Source organism: Streptomyces sp. Root1310, assembly GCF_001426425.1.
Classification (GTDB): domain Bacteria; phylum Actinomycetota; class Actinomycetes; order Streptomycetales; family Streptomycetaceae; genus Streptomyces.
In genome coordinates, this window is the sequence record NZ_LMEQ01000033.1 from 87,235 (window position 1) to 106,337 (window position 19,103).

At 71.3% G+C, this 19,103-nt stretch carries 19 protein-coding genes and 2 pseudogenes; 9 read left to right on the forward strand and 12 right to left on the reverse strand.

Annotation, left to right across the window (positions count from 1 at the left end):
* The first annotated feature begins 31 nt into the window (after nt 1–31).
* A complete protein-coding gene (locus tag ASD48_RS36580; RefSeq protein ID WP_057606191.1) occupies nt 32–562 on the forward strand; it encodes an FxLYD domain-containing protein in 531 nt (176 codons plus the stop codon).
* Nucleotides 563–810: 248 nt separating this feature from the next.
* On the opposite strand, the gene ASD48_RS36585 is transcribed toward ASD48_RS36580, so the two are convergent.
* The 3 genes from ASD48_RS36585 to ASD48_RS36595 are packed head-to-tail and all read right to left on the reverse strand — an operon-like array spanning nt 811 to nt 4,105.
* Nucleotides 811–2,196 carry a dipeptidase gene (locus ASD48_RS36585; RefSeq protein ID WP_057606499.1) on the reverse strand — a complete coding sequence of 462 codons (1,386 nt, stop codon included), beginning with the start codon at nt 2,194–2,196 and terminating at the stop codon, nt 811–813.
* A 5-nt stretch (nt 2,197–2,201) separates the two neighbouring features.
* Nucleotides 2,202–2,639: a hypothetical protein gene (locus tag ASD48_RS36590; protein WP_057606192.1), complete on the reverse strand. Its 438-nt coding sequence runs from the start codon at nt 2,637–2,639 to the stop codon at nt 2,202–2,204.
* Nucleotides 2,636–4,105 carry an APC family permease gene (locus ASD48_RS36595; protein ID WP_057606193.1) on the reverse strand — a complete coding sequence of 490 codons (1,470 nt, stop codon included), beginning with the start codon at nt 4,103–4,105 and terminating at the stop codon, nt 2,636–2,638. Before ASD48_RS36595 ends, ASD48_RS36590 begins: the two co-directional genes overlap by 4 nt.
* 586 nt (nt 4,106–4,691) lie before the next feature.
* On the opposite strand from ASD48_RS36595, the gene ASD48_RS36600 reads away from it, so the two are divergent.
* Nucleotides 4,692–4,877 carry a hypothetical protein gene (locus tag ASD48_RS36600; protein ID WP_057606194.1) on the forward strand — a complete coding sequence of 62 codons (186 nt, stop codon included), beginning with the start codon at nt 4,692–4,694 and terminating at the stop codon, nt 4,875–4,877.
* A gap of 9 nt (nt 4,878–4,886) precedes the next feature.
* Here ASD48_RS36600 and ASD48_RS36605 read toward each other — a convergent pair whose 3' ends face one another.
* From ASD48_RS36605 to ASD48_RS36610, 3 genes and pseudogenes are all read right to left on the reverse strand, one after another.
* A complete protein-coding gene (locus tag ASD48_RS36605; RefSeq protein WP_199876140.1) occupies nt 4,887–5,591 on the reverse strand; it encodes a DUF6445 family protein in 705 nt (234 codons plus the stop codon).
* Between the two features lie 121 nt (nt 5,592–5,712).
* Nucleotides 5,713–5,940 (reverse strand): annotated as a pseudogene (locus tag ASD48_RS45825) (hypothetical protein); the annotation flags it as partial.
* Between the two features lie 11 nt (nt 5,941–5,951).
* Nucleotides 5,952–6,353: an ATP-binding protein gene (locus ASD48_RS36610; RefSeq protein WP_057606195.1), complete on the reverse strand. Its 402-nt coding sequence runs from the start codon at nt 6,351–6,353 to the stop codon at nt 5,952–5,954.
* Nucleotides 6,354–6,552: 199 nt separating this feature from the next.
* Between ASD48_RS36610 and ASD48_RS36615 the strand changes: the two genes are divergently transcribed.
* From ASD48_RS36615 to ASD48_RS36625, 3 genes are read left to right on the forward strand one after another with little or no spacing between them, the layout of a single operon-like run.
* The gene (locus tag ASD48_RS36615; RefSeq protein ID WP_057606501.1) at nt 6,553–7,389 is read left to right on the forward strand and encodes a helix-turn-helix transcriptional regulator; all 837 of its coding nucleotides are present in this window, start codon (nt 6,553–6,555) and stop codon (nt 7,387–7,389) included.
* Between the two features lie 8 nt (nt 7,390–7,397).
* The gene (locus tag ASD48_RS36620) at nt 7,398–7,628 is read left to right on the forward strand and encodes a DUF397 domain-containing protein (protein ID WP_057606196.1); all 231 of its coding nucleotides are present in this window, start codon (nt 7,398–7,400) and stop codon (nt 7,626–7,628) included.
* 9 nt (nt 7,629–7,637) lie between these two features.
* The gene (locus ASD48_RS36625) at nt 7,638–7,883 is read left to right on the forward strand and encodes a hypothetical protein (protein ID WP_057606197.1); all 246 of its coding nucleotides are present in this window, start codon (nt 7,638–7,640) and stop codon (nt 7,881–7,883) included.
* A gap of 24 nt (nt 7,884–7,907) precedes the next feature.
* Here the strand turns inward: ASD48_RS36625 and ASD48_RS36630 are convergent, their stop codons facing one another.
* A complete protein-coding gene (locus tag ASD48_RS36630; RefSeq protein ID WP_057606198.1) occupies nt 7,908–8,402 on the reverse strand; it encodes a MarR family winged helix-turn-helix transcriptional regulator in 495 nt (164 codons plus the stop codon).
* A 71-nt stretch (nt 8,403–8,473) separates the two neighbouring features.
* On the opposite strand from ASD48_RS36630, the gene ASD48_RS36635 reads away from it, so the two are divergent.
* Together ASD48_RS36635 and ASD48_RS36640 are read left to right on the forward strand one after the other, a co-directional pair.
* Nucleotides 8,474–9,289: an alpha/beta hydrolase gene (locus ASD48_RS36635; protein WP_057606199.1), complete on the forward strand. Its 816-nt coding sequence runs from the start codon at nt 8,474–8,476 to the stop codon at nt 9,287–9,289.
* 64 nt (nt 9,290–9,353) lie between these two features.
* Nucleotides 9,354–10,973: a carboxylesterase family protein gene (locus ASD48_RS36640; protein WP_057606200.1), complete on the forward strand. Its 1,620-nt coding sequence runs from the start codon at nt 9,354–9,356 to the stop codon at nt 10,971–10,973.
* A gap of 11 nt (nt 10,974–10,984) precedes the next feature.
* On the opposite strand, the pseudogene ASD48_RS42885 reads toward ASD48_RS36640, so the two are convergent.
* Together ASD48_RS42885 and ASD48_RS36650 are read right to left on the reverse strand one after the other, a co-directional pair.
* Nucleotides 10,985–11,605, reverse strand: a pseudogene (locus ASD48_RS42885) (MOSC N-terminal beta barrel domain-containing protein); the annotation flags it as partial.
* A 15-nt stretch (nt 11,606–11,620) separates the two neighbouring features.
* Complete coding sequence (locus ASD48_RS36650) at nt 11,621–12,304, reverse strand: O-methyltransferase (protein WP_057606503.1); 684 nt, start codon at nt 12,302–12,304, stop codon at nt 11,621–11,623.
* Between the two features lie 250 nt (nt 12,305–12,554).
* Here ASD48_RS36650 and ASD48_RS36655 point away from each other — a divergent pair, with 250 nt between their 5' ends.
* A complete protein-coding gene (locus ASD48_RS36655) occupies nt 12,555–13,277 on the forward strand; it encodes a DUF4142 domain-containing protein (RefSeq protein ID WP_057606505.1) in 723 nt (240 codons plus the stop codon).
* 91 nt (nt 13,278–13,368) lie between these two features.
* Here the strand turns inward: ASD48_RS36655 and ASD48_RS36660 are convergent, their stop codons facing one another.
* Nucleotides 13,369–15,018: a glycoside hydrolase family 13 protein gene (locus ASD48_RS36660; protein WP_199876144.1), complete on the reverse strand. Its 1,650-nt coding sequence runs from the start codon at nt 15,016–15,018 to the stop codon at nt 13,369–13,371.
* Nucleotides 15,019–15,286: 268 nt separating this feature from the next.
* On the opposite strand from ASD48_RS36660, the gene ASD48_RS36665 reads away from it, so the two are divergent.
* Nucleotides 15,287–16,255 carry an LAETG motif-containing sortase-dependent surface protein gene (locus tag ASD48_RS36665; RefSeq protein WP_057606203.1) on the forward strand — a complete coding sequence of 323 codons (969 nt, stop codon included), beginning with the start codon at nt 15,287–15,289 and terminating at the stop codon, nt 16,253–16,255.
* Nucleotides 16,256–16,521: 266 nt separating this feature from the next.
* Here ASD48_RS36665 and ASD48_RS36670 read toward each other — a convergent pair whose 3' ends face one another.
* Together ASD48_RS36670 and thrS are read right to left on the reverse strand one after the other, a co-directional pair.
* A complete protein-coding gene (locus ASD48_RS36670) occupies nt 16,522–17,481 on the reverse strand; it encodes a nucleoside hydrolase (RefSeq protein WP_057606204.1) in 960 nt (319 codons plus the stop codon).
* A 57-nt stretch (nt 17,482–17,538) separates the two neighbouring features.
* Nucleotides 17,539–18,822, reverse strand: a complete 1,284-nt coding sequence (gene thrS, locus ASD48_RS36675) for a threonine--tRNA ligase (RefSeq protein WP_079074209.1) — start codon at nt 18,820–18,822, stop codon at nt 17,539–17,541.
* Nucleotides 18,823–19,103: the final 281 nt, after the last annotated feature.

A 19,103-nucleotide genomic window follows, 5' to 3' on the forward strand; every position in this document is an offset into this window, starting at 1 on the left:
CACAAGTGGGACCCCCTCAGGAGGAGACAAGATGCCACGCACCAAGGGCGTGCTGCTGACGGCGGCGGCGATCTGCTGCGCCACCGTGCTCACCGGCTGCTCGGACGACGACACCCCCTCGTCGGTGTCGTCCGCGGCCAGCAAGGCGGCCTCGGCGGCCGAGTCGCTGGGCCGGGAGGCCACCGCGGCCGCGTCCTCGCTCGCCTCCGGTTTCGCCTCGGAGGCCTCGTCGGCGTTCGCGTCGGCCTCGGCGTCGGCGAGCCGCAAGCTGGACGAGATCAAGGGCGGCGTCGACGTGAAGTCCGACGTGAAACTCGGCACCCCGGACACGGACCAGGACGGCCGGGCCACCGTCGAGGTGACCGTCTCCAACACCACCGACGCCTCGAAGTCCTTCGCCGTCCAGATCGACTTCACCGACTCCGCGGGCAACCGGCTCGACACCGTCGTCACCACCGTCTCCGACGTGGCCGCGGGCAAGACCGGCAAGGAGACGGCCCGCAGCAACCGCGCACTGTCCGGCCAGGTGAAGGCGGCGGTGGCGAGGGCGGTGCGGTACTAGCCGGACCGGGGACCGTCACCGACCACGGCCGCCTCACCGAGCGTCCGGCCCTGTGCGCGGTACGCCACCGGACCCGGGTCTACGCCACCCGGGTCCGGTGGCGTACCGCACGAATGTCGGCCCGGCCCCCGCCCGCCCGCACCCGGTCGCCGCCCCGGGCGGCCGCGGGTCCGGCGGAGCGGGGCGACGCCCGACGCGACCCGGGTGAGCACGAGGAACCTCGGGAGCGGTGTGCCACCGGCACCGGCCTAGCGGCTCCGCCTGCTCCTCGTGCTCGCGAACTCCCGCAGGAACAGCGCCTCCACGTGCGCCATGTGCTCGATCTCGGTCGGGTCGACGCTCTCGTCGGGGGCGTGGATGAGGCAGCGGGGTTCCTCCACGCCCATGAGGATGATCTCGGCGCGCGGGAAGGCGGAGGCGAGGACGTTGCACAGGGGGATCGATCCGCCCTGGCCGAGGAAGGCGAGGGGTTCGCCGTAGACCTCTTGCATGGCCGTGCCGAGAGCGGTGTACGCGGGACCGTCGGTGGCGGCGCGGAAGGGCGATCCGGTGCCCTCCGGCTCCACGGTGACCTTCGCGCCCCAGGGAGCGGCCTCGGTGAGATGCCGCTTGAGTGCCTCGCGGGCGAAGTCCGCGTCCGTGCCGGGCGGGACGCGCAGGCTCACCCGGGCGCGGGCGGTGGCCGGGACGGCGGCCGCGGAACCGACGACCGGCGGACAGTCGATGCCGAGGACGGTGACGGCGGGCCGCGCCCACAGCCGGTCGGCGACCGTGCCGGTGCCGGTGAGCGACACGCCGTCCAGGACACCGGCGTCGGCGCGGAACCGGTCCTCGGGGTAGCCGGCGCCCTCCCATGTCCCGTCGCAGACCAGGCCGTTGACGCGGGTCGAACCGGTGACCGGGTCGCGCAGGGTGGAGAGCATCTGGATCAGTGCCGCGAGCGCGTCGGGGGCCGGGCCGCCGAACATGCCGGAGTGCACCTCACCCTCGAGGGTGCGGACGGTGACGACGAGGTTGGCGAGACCGCGCAGGGTGATGGTCGCGGTTCCGGTGCCGACCTCCGCGTTGCCGGTGTCGCACACCAGCAGGGCGTCGGCGAGGAACTGCTCCGGGTGCTGACCGACGTACGCCTCCAGTCCGCCGGTGCCCTGCTCCTCGGAGCCCTCCGCGACGAACTTCAGCCCCACCGGCACGTCCTCGCCGAGCGCGCGCAGCGCCGTGAGGTGCATGACGATGTTGCCCTTGCAGTCGGCGGTGCCGCGCCCGTACCAGCGGCCGTCCGCCCGCTCGGTGAGGGTGAACGGCGGACTGTTCCAGGCGGTGTCGTCGAGCGGGGGCTGCACGTCGTAGTGGCAGTACAGCAGGACGGTGGGCGCGCCGGGCGGGGGCGGGCGGTGGCCGAGGACGGCGTGGCTGCCGTCCGGGGTCTCGGCGAGGTGGACGTCCCGCAGGCCCGCCCGGGTGAAGGCGTCGGCGACCCACTGCGCGGCCCGCGTGCACTCCTCGGGCGGGTACTGGCGGGGGTCGGCGACGGAGGGGATGGCGACGAGCTCGGTGAGGTCGGCCTTCGCTTGGGGCATCAACGCGGCGATGCGCGAGCCCAGTTCGGTCGCTTCGGATGCGGAAGAGGTCATCGTCGTCACCGCCTCACCGTGTCGTCGGTCTCCAGGTCGTCCAGCCGGTCATGGAAGTCGTCGAGTTTCTCCGGACAGTAGATTTCGATGATCTTCGCCTCGGCCCGCAGCGCCCTGGTGTCGCCGACGACCGGCCGCTGGCCGACGAACGCGGCACCGTTGGACACGTTGATCTTCCACAGAGCCGATTTCAGGGCGCCGCCGGGGTTCTCGCACACGATGCCGCCGTCGGTGCCCAGGGCGCGGACGATGGTGTCGGTGTCGGGGCGCGGGTAGCCCGCGTCGACGGCCGCGTCGGCGAGCTGGTTCGCCTTGTCCGTGGTTTTGTTGGTCTTCTTGACGGTCTCGTAGTTGACGAGGCCGATCACGACGAACGCCAGCAGCACGACGATCGCGCCGACGTAGATCCACTTGTGCTCGGAAGCGAACCGGGTGGGGCTCATGACCCCGCCTCCTCGCGCGCGGCCTCCGTCTGCCAGTCCGGCTTGCGGAACTTCAGGAAGGCCCAGGGGATCAGCAGGCCGAGGATGCCCAGACCGCAGCCGATGATGAGGACGTACGACCACACGCTGCCGCCGCCGAACTGCGAGGGCGGCACGAAGCCGATGACCATGGCCGCGGCCGAGGCCAGCAGACCGACGGTGCACAGCACGTTGAGGGCGGGGACGCGGTAGCCGCGCGGGTGGTCGGGCTGGTTCTTCCGCAGGCGCATCGCCGCGACGAACATCAGCAGGTAGACGATGAGATACACCTGCGTGGTGATCGTCGAGAAGATCCAGTACACGCTGGAGACGTTCGGGATGAACGCGTATCCGAGCGCGATCACCGTGGTCACGACGCCCTGCGTCACCAGGATGTTCTGCTGGACGCCGAACCGGTTCAGCCGCTGGAGGAAGGGCGGCAGATAGCCCTCGCTGCGGGAGATCTCCAGCAGGCCCTTGGACGGTCCGGCGAGCCAGGTCAGCATCCCGGCCAGCGACGCGGAGATCAGCATGACCGCCGCGATCGGCGTCATCCAGCCGATGTGGAAGTACGCGAAGAACGAGTCGAAGGCCTGCATCACCCCGGCGGTCAGGCTGGTCTGGTCGGCCGGGACGACCCAGCTGATGGCCAGCGCGGGCAGGATGAAGATCAGCAGCACGAGTCCCATGGCCAGGAACATCGACTTCGGGTATTCCTTCGCCGGATTCTTCAGCGAGGACACGTGGACGGCGTTCATCTCCATGCCGGAGTACGAGAGGAAGTTGTTGACGATCAGCACCAGGCTGGCCAGGCCGGTCCACTCCGGCAGCAGGTGACTCGCCGTCATGGGCGCGGCCGAGGGGTTGCCCTGGGCGAGGAAGACCATGCCGAGCACGACGAGGATCGTGCCGGGGACGAGGGTGCCGATGACCAGGCCCCAGCTGGACAGCCCGGCCAGGGCCTTGGTGCCGCGCGAGGAGACCCACACGCCCGTCCAGTACAGGACCATGATCACGATCGCCGTGTAGAGGCCGCTGGAGGCGAGGGACGGATCGATGATGTACGCGAGGGTGCTCGCCACGAAGGCCAGCAGGCTCGGGTAGTAGAAGATCGTCATCGCGAACTGGCACCACACGGCGAGGAACCCGAGCGGCTTGGACAGGCCCTCGCTCACCCAGCGGTACACACCGCCGTTCCAGCCCGAGGCGAGCTCCGCCGACACCAGCGCGGTCGGCAGCAGGAACACGATCGCCGGCACCAGGTAGAGGAACACACAGGCCAGGCCGTAGACGGCCATCGTGGGGGCGGCACGCAGACTGGCGACGGAGGCCGTCGTCATCAGGGCCAGGGTGAGCCAGGTCAGCCGTGGCGCGTCGACCACTCTCGCCCGGTTCTTCTCCGCCGCGACCGCCGGTTGCCGGCCGGCGGGTACGTCCATCGAGGCCATGCGCCCTCCCTGCGGTGCGTTCGGGTCTCCCGCCAGCGTGTGGGGGCCGGGAGCGGCATGCAGCGCGGGTAGGCCGTTCGGGTGAGGGGCCGTGCCGTACGGGCAACCGGAGTGCGGACGGATCCGCCCGGACGCACGGGGTGACGTGCAGCCCCGGCCCTCGTCGACGACCTCGCCCGGCTCACCGCTCTACTGCTGCGGTCCTCGGGAGAGGGCGCGCACCTGATCGGCGGGACGGTCGCGCGGACCGCGCGGGCCTACGGGGCCGAGACGACCGTGCTGCTCGTGCCGGTGGTCACCGGCACCTCGACCCGGACCCTTTCGATGTCGCCGCCGACGCGGATCTGGCGCGCTGGGCGCTGTTCCTGGGCTGGATCGTGTTCACCGCGGGCACGGTCCTGGCGTTCGCGATCCCGCGGCGGATGTTCCGGCCGCTGCTGCTGCTCGTCTATCTCACGGTCGGTCTGCAGTCCCTGGTCACAAGGCGATCGGGGAGACCGGCGGCACGTTCGTCGCGGCCGTCGTCCTGGGGGCGGCGGCCACCGCCCTGAGCCGCCGCCCGGACCGTCCGCCGGGGCTGATCCTGATGCTGCCGGGCTTCTTCACTCTCACCGTCGGCTCGCCGGGCATGCGCGGGCTGACCACGCTCGCGGGTGGGCACGTCATCGCAGGCTTCACGGACCTGCTGAAACTGGTCACGATCGTGACCGCGATCGCGGTCGGCCTGGTGACCGGCGCGGCGCTGGCGGGCCGACGCGACGACGTCGTCTGACCGGCGGCGTCACGCCATCCAGAAGAAGACGGCCGTCATCCGCTTCTCCTCCAGCGTCGTGCCGGAGTAACCGGTCGCGCTGTGCACGAGGTTGGCGTTGTAGAGGAGCAGCCGGTTGTGCTTGTGGGGGATCCGTACGTCCTCCTCGAAGGCGTCCGGCGCGACGAACCGGGTGCCGAGCGCCTCGACGAGGTTGTTGTGCGGGGCCTGGACGACGTTGCCGCCGAGCCGTCCGCCGGGCAGGGACTGCCGGTAGAAGCTGGTGCCGCAGTCCTTGGGGACCACCGGGTTGAGGTACAGCACGGCTGCGTACCGGCACAGGGCCCGCGAGTCGGAGTGCGGCCGGGGCGTGCTCTCGCCCTCCCCCACCACCTGGATGCAGTTGTGGTTGAGGGTCCCGCCGCCTGGCGCCCGCTGCACCCACAGCTTCTGGGCCCCGGTCGCGTTCCTCACCAGCCGCTCCACCCGCCCGAGTTCACCGACGTCCAGCCCCGGCATGGTGCGCAGTCCGGGCCAGCTCTCGGAGGTGTACGGATACCCCTTGACCCAGTCGTCCTTGGCGAGACAGCGCTCGCGGATCGCGGTGACGTCGGCCTCGGGGAAGACGTCGTCGACGACCCAGTAGTCGCGGCCCTTGGTGGGCTTGCGGTACGGAAGCACGGGGAGGGTGGCGGCAGCCCTGACGGGCTGGTGGGGCCGCTGTGGCATGGACATGCAGTGAATCTAGGTCGGGTGATCCTCATGACTCGCCCTTCCGTTCGTCCGCACTCCTCCGCGAAGTGGTCAACGTTTCATCGAGCCGGTCAACGGTTCACCAATGGAGGAGGCCTGGGTGTCATCCGTTCGGATCGGCGAACAGATCGTCGGCGGCGGTGGCGTGGACGGCGCGCTGCGACCAGATGGTGAGCTGGTCGAGATCGGTGCAAGACTCGACTCGCTCACGGACGGCGTCCGGCACGGAGATGCCACGCCATTCCAGCATGCGAAGGGTCATATCGGCCCGTTCCGCGACCCGCCCTTCTTCGCGTACCTCCTGCGCGAGGGGGTGTCGCCAGAAATACTGTGATCAACGAGCTACGCCGCGTTCAGTTCGCACCACACGAGCTTGCCGCGATGCCCCATGCGCGACAGCGGCTGCCAGTGCCAGAGGTCGGAGCAGGCCCGGACGAGGGCCATGCCGCGCCCGTTCTCGGCGGCGGCCAGGTCCTCCAGCCGTCCCGGCGGCTCGGGCGGCTCGGGGTCCGCGTCCCACGCGCCGATCTGCAGGACCCCGTCCCGGAAGCGGAGCCGCAGACAAGCGGGGCCCTTGGTGTGCAGTACGGCGTTGGAGACCAGCTCCGAGGCGAGCAGCTCCGCGGTGTCCACGAGATGGATCAGGCCGTGCAGGGTGAGGACCAGGCGCAGGGTGCGGCGGCAGACGGTCACGGCGCGAGGGTCACAAGGGATGTAGAGGGAGTACTCCCAGGGATCGGACATGCGTCAACTCCGAGTGACGTGAGGGGATTTACGCGCGGTGGCATCGCCGCAGCCGTCATGGCAGGACGAAGCGGTGCACTTCCGCAGCGTGTGCGGTGCGTCACCGACGGTAGACCTGAATGTTTCGGTGTAACAAGCCGATCGCGTAATCTGGCCCCGAACGGGTCGCGCTTTCGGGCGCGTTGAGCAAGGGGTGTCGATGACGACCAGGCGCGAACCAACAGCACGTCAGATGCGCCTGGCGGTGGAATTGCGCAGGCTTCGCGAAGCGGCGGGACTCTCCGCCCGCCAGGCGGCCGCACTCCTCGGCGTGAGCAACGTCCAGATCAGCCAGATCGAGTCCGGCGTCACCGGCGTGAGTGAGGAGCGGCTACGTCGACTCGCCTCCCACTACGCCTGCACGAACGGCGAGTTCGTCGACGCACTGGTCGCCATGGCCACCGAGCGGACACGTGGCTGGTGGGAGGAGTACCGCGGACTACTGCCGACATCGTTCCTGGACCTGGCCGAACTGGATCATCACGCGAGGTTCCGGGACGAAGTGGCTGTGCTGTACGTGCCGGGCCTACTTCAGACGGCGACCTACGCTCGCGCCGTCTTCTCGTCCCGACTGCCTGAGCTCACACCCGGAGAGGTTGAGTTGCGCGTCCGCCACCGAATGGCGCGACAGGAGATCACCATCCCGTACAAGGTGGTCATCCACGAGTCGGCACTACGCATCAGGGTCAGTGACCGTGCGGCCTCGCGGGCTCAACTCTTGCGCCTCGCAGAGCTCTCCGAAGCGGACCACATCACCCTGCGCGTCATCCCCTTCGACCTGGACGGCTTCTCCCGGGCCGGCAGTTCCATGACGTACGTCGGCGGTGCCGTCCCCAGGCTGGACACAGTGGTCCGCGACGCACCCCACGGCACGGTCTTCATCGACTTCGAGTCCCAACTCAGCGCCTTCCGAGCGCTCTTCCATACTGTGGAGGCGGCGTCACTCGAACCTGACAGGTCGCATGACTTCATCCACAGGCTGGCCAAGGAACTGTGAGGCGCACCATGAGCACCCCGGGCAAATGGCAGAAGTCCTCCTTCTCCGGCGGCGGCGACGGCAACGACTGCGTCGAGCTCTCATCCGCCCCCGCCGCGCTCCACCTCCGTGAGTCCGACGACCCCGGCACCGTCCTCACCACCGCACCGGCCCCGCTCGCTCGGTTTCTGCACGCCATACGCACAGGAACTCCCGGAATTGTGGCCTCCGTCACAGCACACCCGGGCGGCGCCTGCTGAAGTGACCGCATGATCGGTCTCGTAATTCGCGTCCTCCCGTTCTGGGTGCGCGAGCCTCTGCTCGTCGTCGTCGGCGTGCCCTTCAGCGGCCTCCTCTTCTATGCCGCCATCCGGGACCAGGAGTGGATCGGGGCCGCTCTCGGCCTCGCCGTCGCCGTGTTCACCGCCGTCCGTATCCACACGATCCGGCGCGCCCTCCAGACCCGCCGCCAGCTGAAGGCCATGGAGGGCGTGAAGCGCATCGAGGGCATCTAGGGCATCCAGGGCGCCCCGGGTCCCTCAGTCGTCGACGTCGACGTGGTCGAACGTCCTCAGCATCTCCGTCAGCACCCGGACACAGCCCCGCACCTCGGCGTCGGTCAGATCGCCCCCGACCTCACGGTTCAGGGTGTGCTCGCGGTCCAGGACGGTGGCGATCAGGATCCGGCCCTCCTCGGTGATCCGGATCAGGGACGAGCGCTGGTGCGCGGGATTGGGGAGGGTCTCCACCCACCCGTGCGCCACCGCGTCGTTGACCATGCGCTGCACGAACTGCCGGCTCAGCGCCTGGATCCGGCTCAGCTGCGGGACCGTCATGTCCCCCTTGCGGCGCAGCAGATCGAGCACGGAGCGCACTCCGACGGAGGCCCCCTCGACGGCCTCGCCCTGTTCGACCTTGCGCAGGGCGCGGCGGTAGAGGGGGCCCACCAGGTCGAAGACCTCGGTGAGGCGTCGGCCGAGTTCGTCGGGCGGGAGAGGCGTACCGGCGGGGAGAGACGGATCGGTGTCGTTCACCCTCACATCATGCACCCGAAAACATGACACCTTGGTTGCCAAAAACCGATCAGGATGACACCTTGGTTGTCATGACTGCTGCTTCGGACATGAAGTACTTCGCCTCCGCCGACGGGGACCTCGCCTACCGCGAGGCCGGCGCCGGAGAACTCGTGGTCCTGGTCCACTCGGGATTCGTCGATCACCGTGTCTTCGACGCGGTGATCCCGGCGCTGGCCCGCACCCACCGGGTGATCGCGCCGGACGTACGCGGCCACGGCGCCTCCGCCAACGCGACCCGCCCCTTCCGCTGGACCGACGATCTCGCCGCGCTGCTGCGTCACCTCGACGCGGGCCCCGCGGTGCTGGTCGGCGTCTCGATGGGGGGCGTGATCGTCGGCGACACCCTGCTCGAACATCCGGAGCTGGTGCGCGCGGCCGTCGTGGGCGGCGCCTCGACCGGCGAGTTCCAGGACTCCGACCCCTGGCACCGGGCGGTCCAGGCCTGGATCGCCCGTGCCCTGGCCGACGGTGACATCGAGGGCTGGCTGAAGGCGTTCCTGAGCTATGTGCCCGGCCCGCACCGCACGCTCGACGACGTGGACCCGGACATCCCGCGCCGGCTGAGCGAGATGGCCCTGAACACCCTCTCCAAGCACACTCCCGGAGAGCAGGACCACCTCGTCCGGGTCACCGACACCTGGTCGCGGGTACCGAAGATCGACGTCCCCGTGCTCACGGTGAACGGCGCCCTGGACACCTCCGACGCGATCACCGCGGCACAACGCCTGGCCGACGGCGTACGGGACGGCCGGTCCGTGCTGATCGAGGGCACCGGGCACTACTTCAACATGGAGAAGGCCGAGGAGTTCACCGCCGTCGTCGCGGACTTCCTGCGCACCCTCTGACCGGCCGCCGGGGCGACGGGTATCCGGTGGATCAGGTGGTCGGGGAGTGGCAGGCTTACCGCTCATGGGGGAACAGCCTTGGGGGGAGACCGAGTTCAGGACGGCCGGCGGCATCGTCCGCGGCAGGCGATCGCCCGACGGGATCACCGCCGTGCTCGGCATCCCGTACGCCGCCGCGCCCTTCGGCGCGCACCGCTTCCGTCCGCCCCGGCCTGCCGCCCGCTGGAGCGGGTCGCGTGACTGCACGGTGTTCGGACCCGTCGCGCCGCAGTCCGCGGAGCTGCCCGGGGCACCGGTCTGGCGTCCGGGGGACGAGGAGGTGCTCACCGCCAACGTGTGGGCACCGCCCCCGTCGGAGGCCGGCCCGCTGCCGGTGCTCTTCTGGATCCACGGCGGCGCCTACACCTTCGGCTCCTCCGCCCAGCCCGACTTCGACGGCACCGCGCTCGCCCGGGCCGGAGTGGTCGTGGTCAGTTGCAACTACCGGGTCGGCTTCGAGGGGTTCGGCCACGTACCGGGCTTTCCCGACAACCGCGGGCTGCTCGACCAGGTGGCCGCGCTGCGCTGGGTCCGGGAGAACATCGCCGCGTTCGGGGGCGATCCCGGCAACGTCACGGTCGCCGGGCACTCGGCCGGAGCGGGTTCGGCCGCCTGTCTGATGGTCATGGAGCAGGCGCGGGGACTCTTCCGCAGGGCCGTCGCCCACAGCGTGCCCCACGGCTTCTTCGGCGTCGAGGTCGCCGCCGCGATCACGTCGAGGATCGCCGCCGAGGCCGGGGTGCCCGCGACCGGCGCCGGACTGCTCTCCGCGTCACCGCAGGCCCTGGTGGCCGCCTCCGACAAGGTCGCCGAGAGATGCGGGGACGATCCCGTGGCGGCGGTCCAGGCCTTCGACCCGGTCGTCTTCCAGCCGGTGCTCGACGGCGAGGTGCTGCCCGTCGATCCGCTCGCCGCGCTCGCCTCGGGCAGGGCCCGCGAGGTGGACCTCCTGGTGTGCCACACCCTGGAGGAGTACTGGTTCCTGCACGAGGTCGGCGCGGTGCGCGAGGTCGCCTCGGAGCCGGGACTCGCGGACTTCGCCGAAGCCCTCTCGCTGCCCGGCCGCCTGGTCGACGGATACCGCGCGCTGATGCCCGACGCTCCGGCGCAGGACCGCTACCTGGCGATCTTCGGCGACGCGGTGTTCGGCGAGTACAGCAGCCGCCTCGCCGAGCACCACGCGCGGGCCGGCGGCCGGGCGTATCTGGCGCGGTTCGCCCGCCGACGCCCGCGTCCCGGTGGCGGGGCCCGGCCCTGGCACACCGCCGACATCCCCTTCGCGTTCGGCAACCTGGACGCGGCGGGCGCCGACTTCCTCATCGGCGGCGCCCCCGACGCACAGGACAGGGCCCTGTCCCGGCGCATGCTCCGGGCCTGGGCCGACTTCGCCGCCTGCGGTGACCCCGGCTGGCCCGCGGTCACCGCCGATGTCACGACGGTGCGGGTCTGGGCCGTGCCGGACGATCACCTGTCCGACGACGCCGCCTCCGCCGTACGCGCGCTGTGGCGGGGCGTACCGCTCGAAGCCGCGCCCGACCCCGAACCCGTACCCGCACCCGTGCCCGTACCCGCACCTGGGCTTACCGAACTCACCACCACCTCGTCGCCGAGCGACACCTTCCCCCCTCGCCGCACCTCGAAGTAGGCGCCGAAGGCGACTCCGCCGCCGTCCGCCCTGCGGTAGTCCGCGAGGGTGCGCAGGGGTTCCGGGCCCGACCGGAGGCCGGTGCGCTGGTCGACCATCGTGATGGCGCAGCGGATCGTGTCCTCGGTGTGGGCCAGCTCGGTACCGGCGATGGTGAGGCGGGCGGCGCCGTCCTCCGTGTGCGGGATGTCCCAGCCGTCCACCACCAGATTGGGCCGGAAGCGGTTCATCGGGAGGGGGGTGGCTCCGCGTTCCGTGATCCGGCGGTTCAGGGCGTCCAGGCTGGCCCGCGAGACGAGGTGCAGGCGGCCGCCGTTGCCGGCCGGGGACCGGACCAGGGTGCTCGGGGTGCCCAGTACGTCCGTGAGCCAGTCGTGCACGTCCGCGCTGTCCGCCCGCACCGGGTCCCGGCCGGGCGCGCGCAGTGTCAGCCCGGCCTCCGTCGACTCCGGGGTGATCAGGGCCAGCGCGGGGTCTCCCCACTGCCAGCGCAGGTCGCCCTTCTCGTCGGCGATCGCGTACGTGCGGTCGTGCAGCAGCCCGGTGCTCGTCAGCACCGCCTCCGAAAGCTCCGTCCCGGCGCATCCCTTCACCGGGTAGTACGTGATCCCGACCAATCGCGCGACCGTCATCCCCACGCCCCCTCGTCAGTCAGCCAGTCCGTCAGTCACCAGTGCCAGCACGAAACCGTCGTACCCTTTTCCGCCCACCGTCTGCAACGCCGTCGCGGTCAACCCCGGGTTCCGCGCGATCAGTTCGGTGAAGCTGCGGACCCCCTGGACGCGGGGATCCGTGCTGCCGGCGTCCGTGACCGCGCCCTCGCGCACCACGTTGTCGCCGACGATGACGCTGCCGGGGCGGGTCAGCCGCAGGGCCCACTCCAGATAAAGCGGGTTGGACGGCTTGTCCGCGTCTATGAAGACCAGGTCGAAGCGCTCCTCACCGAGCTCGGCGGCCAGCACCGGCAGGGTGTCCGCCGCCTTGCCGACCCGGAGGTCCACCACCCCGTCCAGCCCCGCGCGCGCGATGTTCGCCGCCGCCACCTCCGCGTGCCGCCCGTCCGCCTCCAAGGTCACCAGACGGCCGCCCTCGGGCAGGGCGCGGGCGAGCCACAGCGTGCTGTAGCCGCCGAGGGTGCCGATCTCCAGAATGCTGCGGGCGCCCTGGAGGCGGGCGATCAGGTGCAGCAGCTTGCCCTGGTTCGGCGCCACCTGGTGCGGCGGCAGGCCCGCCGCCTCGCTGCCCTCACCGGCGGCCCGCAGGGCTTCGTCCTCCTCCACCAGCAGGTCGTTGAAGTAGTCGTCGACGGCGGTCCAGGTCTGCTGCACCAGCGGGTCCCCTTCGGTGTCCTGCACGGGCTTCGGTGAGTTCCAGACGAGTTCCCAGCGCGTGCAAGTGAGTTCCTTATGGGAACCTACCTTTGCCCGGGTGACCCGTCCATCAACTTTTCACCCGGGACGGTGAGTACGATCGGCCGCGCGTCCGTACTCCTGTGCGTCCGCCCCCACCGGACACGCACATCTACACATCGGCGGAATCCCCGACCGGGCAGGAGGCACGGTGCCAATTTCGCGAAACATGATGGGAACCCTGTTCGTCGGCGGTGCGCTGACGCTGACACTCAGCGCCCTCGCCTACCCATCGATGCTCGGACTTGACACCGTGTCGGCTTCGGGCGACCGGATCATCGCCAACACCCAGTGGGGCCCGCTGACGGAAAGCGACCGCGCCTTCGTCGTGGCGGTGCGCGCGGCAGGTCTGTGGGAGTACCCGGTCGGGCAGATCGGGCTCCAGAAGGGGCAGAGCAAGGGCGTCATCACCGCCAGCCAGCACCTCATCGACGGCCACGCGGCGCTGGACACCACCTGCCTCAAGATCGCACCGATGCTGAACGTCACCCTTCCCAACGTGGCCAGTCCCCAGCAGGAAGGGTTCGTCAACACCCTGAAGGCGGACCAGGGCAAGCAGTTCGACGTCGACTTCGCCAACATCCTGCGCATGACGCACGGTTCGATCTTCAACACGGTGGCGAAGGTCCGCTCGACGACGAAGAACACGCTGGTGCGCGCGCTGGCCGACCAGGCCAACGACACCGTCCTGGACCACATCACGGTGATGGAGAAGACCGGCCTGGTCGACTTCGACACCACGCTGTTCACCCAGACCACCCCGCCGAAGCTGCCCAAGTCGGACATGACCCCGCCGGTCCCGCCCGCCGGTCAGCCGCTGGTCGTCCTCACCCCGCCGCCGACTGCCACGGCCACCCCCGTGGACATCGGCGCCATCGTGGGCAACGGCGGATAGCGCGCGGACCCGCACACGGTGAAGCGGGGCCGGCCGAGAGCTGTCGGCCGGGCCCGCTCTCGTGCCTGCCTGGCCGAACCGTCACGGGTTGCTAGCCCAGCCACACCGTCGTGTCCGGGCCCAGCAGCCCGTCGCCGTCGAGGGGGACGCTGCTCAGCAGCACCTCGCCCGGCGGCAGCGGCACGGGCGCGGCCGACAGGTTGGTCACGCACCGCCAGCCGTCGTGCCGGGCGAACGCCAGCACACCCGGCGGGGTGCCGTCCCGCAGCCAGCCGAGCTCCTCGCCGTCGAGCAGCTTGCGGCGCAGGCGCAGGGCCGTGCGGTAGAGCTCCAGCGTGGAGCCCTGCACACCCTCCTGGGCCTCGGCGGCGTACCGCGCGAAGTACGGCGGCTGCGGCAGCCAGGCACCGGACGCGCCGAAGCCGTACGACGTTCCCGTCGTCGTCCACGGCAGCGGCACCCGGCAGCCGTCGCGGCCCTTGCGGACGCGGCCCGTCTGCTCCCAGAGCGGGTCCTGCAGCACCTCCACGGGCAGGTCGGCGACCTCGGGCAGGCCCAGTTCCTCGCCCTGGTAGACGTACGACGATCCCGGCAGCGCCAGCATCAGCAGCGTCGCCGCGCGGGCCCGGCGCAGCCCGGCCGCCTCGTCGACGCGCGGAGCGTGGCCGCCGGAGAGGAGCCAGGCGTTGTCATCGGTGCCCGGCGGCAGCATGAGGCGGGAGGTGTGGCGCAGGACGTCGTGGTTGGACAGCACCCAGGTGGCCGAGGCCCCGACGGCGCGGGCGGTGGCCAGGGAGTCGGTGACGACCGTACGGATCTCCTCGGCGTCCCAGCCCGCCTGCAGGTACTCGAAGTTGAACGCCTGGTTCAGTTCCTCGGGGCGGGCGTAGAGGGCGCGGCGGGCACCCGGGACCCAGGCCTCGGCGACGGCCGTGCGGGGCGGGGTGTAGGAGTCGAGGACGCGGCGCCAGTCGCGGTAGATCTCGTGGACCTCGTCGCGGTCGTAGAAGGGGTGGGTGCCGGGGGGCAGGTGGGCCAGGGCGTCCTCGCCCGCGAGTTCCGCTGTGGCCAGGTCGCGGAGGGGTTCGGTGAGGTCCTTGGCGAGGGCGTGGGCCACGTCCACGCGGAAGCCGTCGACGCCCCGGTCGGACCAGAAGCGCAGGGTGGTGCGGAAGTCCTCGTGCACCTCCTCGTGGTCCCAGTTCAGGTCGGGCTGCTCACGGGCGAAGAGGTGCAGGTACCACTGGCCGTCGGGGACGCGCTGCCAGGCGCTGCCGCCGAAGACCGACTGCCAGTCGGTGGGCGGGAGTTCGCCGCTCGGGCCGCGTCCGTCACGGAACACGTAGCGCTCGCGGGCCGGGGAGCCGGGGCCGGCGGCCAGCGCCTCCCGGAACCACCGGTGCCGGTGGGAGGTGTGGTTGGGGACGAGGTCGACGATCACCTTCAGACCGAGGCGGTGGGCCTCGGCGGCCAGCGCGTCGAAGTCGGCGAGGGAACCCAGGCGCGGGTCCACGTCCCGGTGGTCGGCGACGTCGTAGCCGCCGTCGGCGAGCTCGGAGGGATAGAAGGGGGAGAGCCAGAGGGCGTCCACGCCGAGGCCGGCCAGGTGGGGCAGCCGGTCGGTGACGCCGCGCAGGTCCCCGAGGCCGTCGCCGTCGGCGTCGGCGAAACTGCGCGGATAGACCTGGTAGACGACGGCCTGGCGCCACCAGTCGGGGCGATGGGACGAGAAGTCGGTCATGAGCGGAAGCCTGTCCATCTTGCCCGGAAAGTGAACATGCGAGACGTTCGGAGTGGATCATTCCGAACGTGAGGGAGATGTGACGGAACCTTGAACTCCCCAAGGTTTGACGCAGGTTGACAGCGGTCTGTGGTCCGCACGACGATGGGCCCACGCTGTGGCCCCTGTGACCGGAGGGCCTGGTGTTTCTTCTTCTGATCTGACCAATCAGCCCCGGCCATTCCGCTCTGGCCGATCAGTCCTGGCACTCGCCAAGAATGGGATACGCATGTCCATAGCGAGACGTGTCACCGTGCGCCGCCTGCTGGGGACGGGCGCCGCTTCGCTCACCCTGTGCGCCGCCTCCGTCGCCGCCGCCTCCGTCGCCTTCGCCGGTACCGGCACGCCCGGCGGCGACGGCTGGAAGTCCGGCGGCCAGTACCAGCCGGGGACGGGCGCGGGCACCGAGACGGGCACCGACCGCTGCCAGTTCTCGCTCGACGGCACACACTTCTACGACTCGGTCCGGGTCGACGACCAGAATCTCAGGCCGACCGAGGACGGCAAGATCCACGTCAAGGTCCGCGCGGCCGGCGACGCGTCGACGTGCACCGCCTCCCTCGCCTCCTACCTCGCCCACGGCTCCAGCTTCGGCACCTCCGGCGAGCAGGTCTTCGTCGACTTCGACAGCGTGACGGTCAAGCCCGGCCAGACCGACACCCTCGACATCGCCGTGCCCGACGCGGGCTGCTACGCGCAGATCGACCTCTACCGGGGCGCGGTCAAGTTCGACGGCAAGCTCGACGCGAAGGACGGGTTCGTCCACGGCGACCTGCCCAAGGGGCCGGACCGTCCGGTCATCAAGGACAAGCTGATCGCGGCCTGGAACGGCGGCACGAAGGACTGCACGGTCACCGAGCAGCCGCCGTCGTCCCCGCCGGCCGGGGGCGGCTCGTCGCCCTCGCCGTCCGCCTCGACGCCGTCGGAGCCGTCGAAGCCCTCGGAGCCCTCCGCGTCGGCGTCCGAGAGCACGTCCCCGTCGCCGTCCGCGCCGGAGTCGGAGTCGGGCACGCCGACGCCGTCCGCGTCCGAGTCGACGAGCGCCCCCGCCCCCACGCCGAACGGCGGCGGCGGTGACCTCGCCGAGACCGGTGCGGACAGCAACACCCCGCTGATCGCGGGCGGCGCGGCCGCGCTGCTGGCGGGCGGCGCGGCGATCGTCGTCGCGACGCGACGCCGCAAGTCGCTGCGCGGCTGAGCGGTTCGGCGGCTGAGCGGTTCAGCGGCTCAGGGCCTGGGTGACTGGGTGATTGGGTGACTGGATCGGCCCCGAGCGGCTCACTCGGCGGAGTGGCTTGTTCGGCCTCAGCGGCTTGCTCGACCTGAGCGGATGATTCCGCTGACGATGTGGCGCGGGCCTGGGGACATGTCCCCAGGCCCGCGTTCTGCCTTGAGGGGCTCGTGGAGCACGTGGAAGCCGCGGGCCTGCGGGCTCACGGGCTTGCCGGCCTTCGGGCTTGCGGGTCAGCCCTCCACCGTCGTCAGCCACAGCTTCACGTAGCGTTCCGTGTCCACGTCCAGGCCCACGTCCACGAGGGTCTGTTCGCGGGTGCCTTCGTGGATCTCGGACTCGCCGGGGCGCGGGCGGCGGTCGACGACCGTCTGGCCGCGGGTCGGGCCGGGGGCCAGCGAGACCTCCACCGGGAGGATTTCGGTGGTCAGCCCCGCCGGGTCGGCCACCGCGCAGAGCGCGCCCGCGTCGCCGAGGCCACCGGTCGGCGTGGGGTCACCGGAGGTCGCCGGGTCGCGGTGGGCGAGCAGTTCGCCGGCCAGCCGCAGACGCGGCTCGGCGCTCGCCCGCAGCCGCGCCACGTCCGCCGCCGGCACCAGGACCCGCTTGAAGACGTCCAGTCCGTACATGGTGATCGGCACGCCCGCGGTGAGCAGGATCGCGGCCGCCTCCGGGTCGTGCCACACGTTGAACTCCGCGACCGGCGTGGCGTTCCCGGTCGTCACCGCGCCGCCCATGAACACGATCCGCTCGATGTTGCGGCTCACCTCGGGGTGGGTGCGCAACAGCAGGGCGATGTTCGTCAGCGGGGCGGTGGGGACGAGCGTGACCGGGCGTGGGGAGGCGAGGATCTCCCGGCGCAGCAGCGTGACCGCGTCCACGTCGACCGGCCTGCGGGTCGGGGCGGGCAGACCGAGGTCGCCCATGCCGTCCCGGCCGTGCACATGGCTGGCCGTGCGGACCGGTTCGATCAGGGGCCGCTCGGCGCCCCGGGCGACCGGGATGTCCCCGGCGCCCGCGTACTCCAGCACGGTCAGCGTGTTGCGGACGACTCCGTCCACGTCCGTGTTCCCGGCCACGCAGGTCACCGCCCGCACGTCCAGGCCGGGATGGCGTACCGCAAACAGCAGGGCGAGGGCGTCGTCGACACCCGTGTCGCAGTCGATGATCACGGGGATGGGCTGCTCGGTCACCTCAGGGACTCCTTCCGCACCACGTTCGCCGTCGCCACCGACCCTATGCGGGCGCGTTCACCCCCACAGCCCGGTCCCGCGGGCCGCCGCCCGCTCCCCGATCCGGCGGACCAGCTCGTCGGCGGGCAGCGCCCCCGGGCGGCGGCCGTCGCGCAGCCGGACGGCGGCTAGGCCGCCCCGCGCCTCCCGCTCCCCGATCACCGCCTGGTACGGCACCAGCCGCGCCGCCCGGACCCGGGCCCCCAGGCTGCCCCGGTCCGGCCCGGCGAGCTCCGCCCTGAGCCCGGCCGCCACCGCCAGCCGCACCAGTTCCGCCGCCTGTTCCTCCTGCGCCTCCGACACCGGCAGCACGACCAGCTGAACCGGCGCCAGCCACACGGGGAACGCGCCGCCGTGTTCCTCGAGCAGATGCGCCACGGCCCGTTCCACACTGCCGATGACACTGCGGTGCACCATCACCGGGCGGTGTTTCGCCCCGTCGGCGCCGATGTAGTGCAGGTCGAAGCGTTCCGGCTGGTGGAAGTCGATCTGGACGGTGGACAGGGTCGACTCGCGGCCCGCGCGGTCGGTGATCTGGACGTCGATCTTCGGACCGTAGAACGCGGCCTCGCCCTCGACGGCCTCGTAGTCGATGCCCGCCTGCCGAAGGACCTCCCGGAGCAGGTCGGTGGCCCGCCGCCAGAGCTCCGGGTCGGCCACGTACTTGCCGCCCTCGCCCGGCAGCGAGAGCCGGTGGCGGGCCGGGCGGATGCCCAGGTCGGCATAGGCGCGGCCGATGAGTTCCAGGGCGGCCCGGGCCTCTTCGACGGCCTGTTCCAGGGTGCAGAAGATATGGGCGTCGTTGAGCTGGATGGCCCGTACGCGGGTCAGGCCGCCGAGCACCCCGGACGGCTCGGAGCGGTACATGCCGCCCAACTCTGCGATCCGGAGGGGAAGTTCGCGGTAGCTGTGGGAGCGGGAACGGTAGATGAGCGCGTGGTGGGGGCAGAGGCTGGGACGCAGCACGACCTGCTCGGCGCCCAGTTCCATCGGCGGGAACATGTCCTCGCTGTAGTGGTCCCAGTGCCCCGAGATCTCGTACAGCTCGCGCTTGCCGAGGACCGGCGAGTACACGTGCCGGTAGCCGGCGGCGCGCTCGGCCTGCCGTACGTACTCCTCCAGCGCGTGGCGTACGACCGCGCCGTCCGGCAACCAGTACGGCAGGCCCGCGCCCATCAGGGGGTCGGTGTCGAAGAGGCCGAGCTCGCGGCCCAGGCGCCGGTGGTCATGGTTGTGATGGTGGTCATGGTTGTGGCGGTGGTCCGGGTCGTGGTGCTCCGCGTCGCGGTCCTGCTCGTTCATGAGGGCTCCCTCGTTCGGGGAGGGGCGAGGAACCGGAGCACGTCGAAGCCCCGGGGCACTCGCCCCGGGGCTTCGGACATCCAGTTCGTGGATCAGCGCGCCGGGACGGGGTCCGGCGTCGTCGTGAGGAACGGCTGGGCGCGCTTCATGCCGACGACGGTAGCAACGGGATCCCACGCGACGCGATCCGATTTCCCGCGACGCGATCCGGTTTCCCGCGACGGCGGCCCGCGACGGCCGACCCGCCCGTCCGCCGCCCGCGACCCGGCGCCACCACCCGC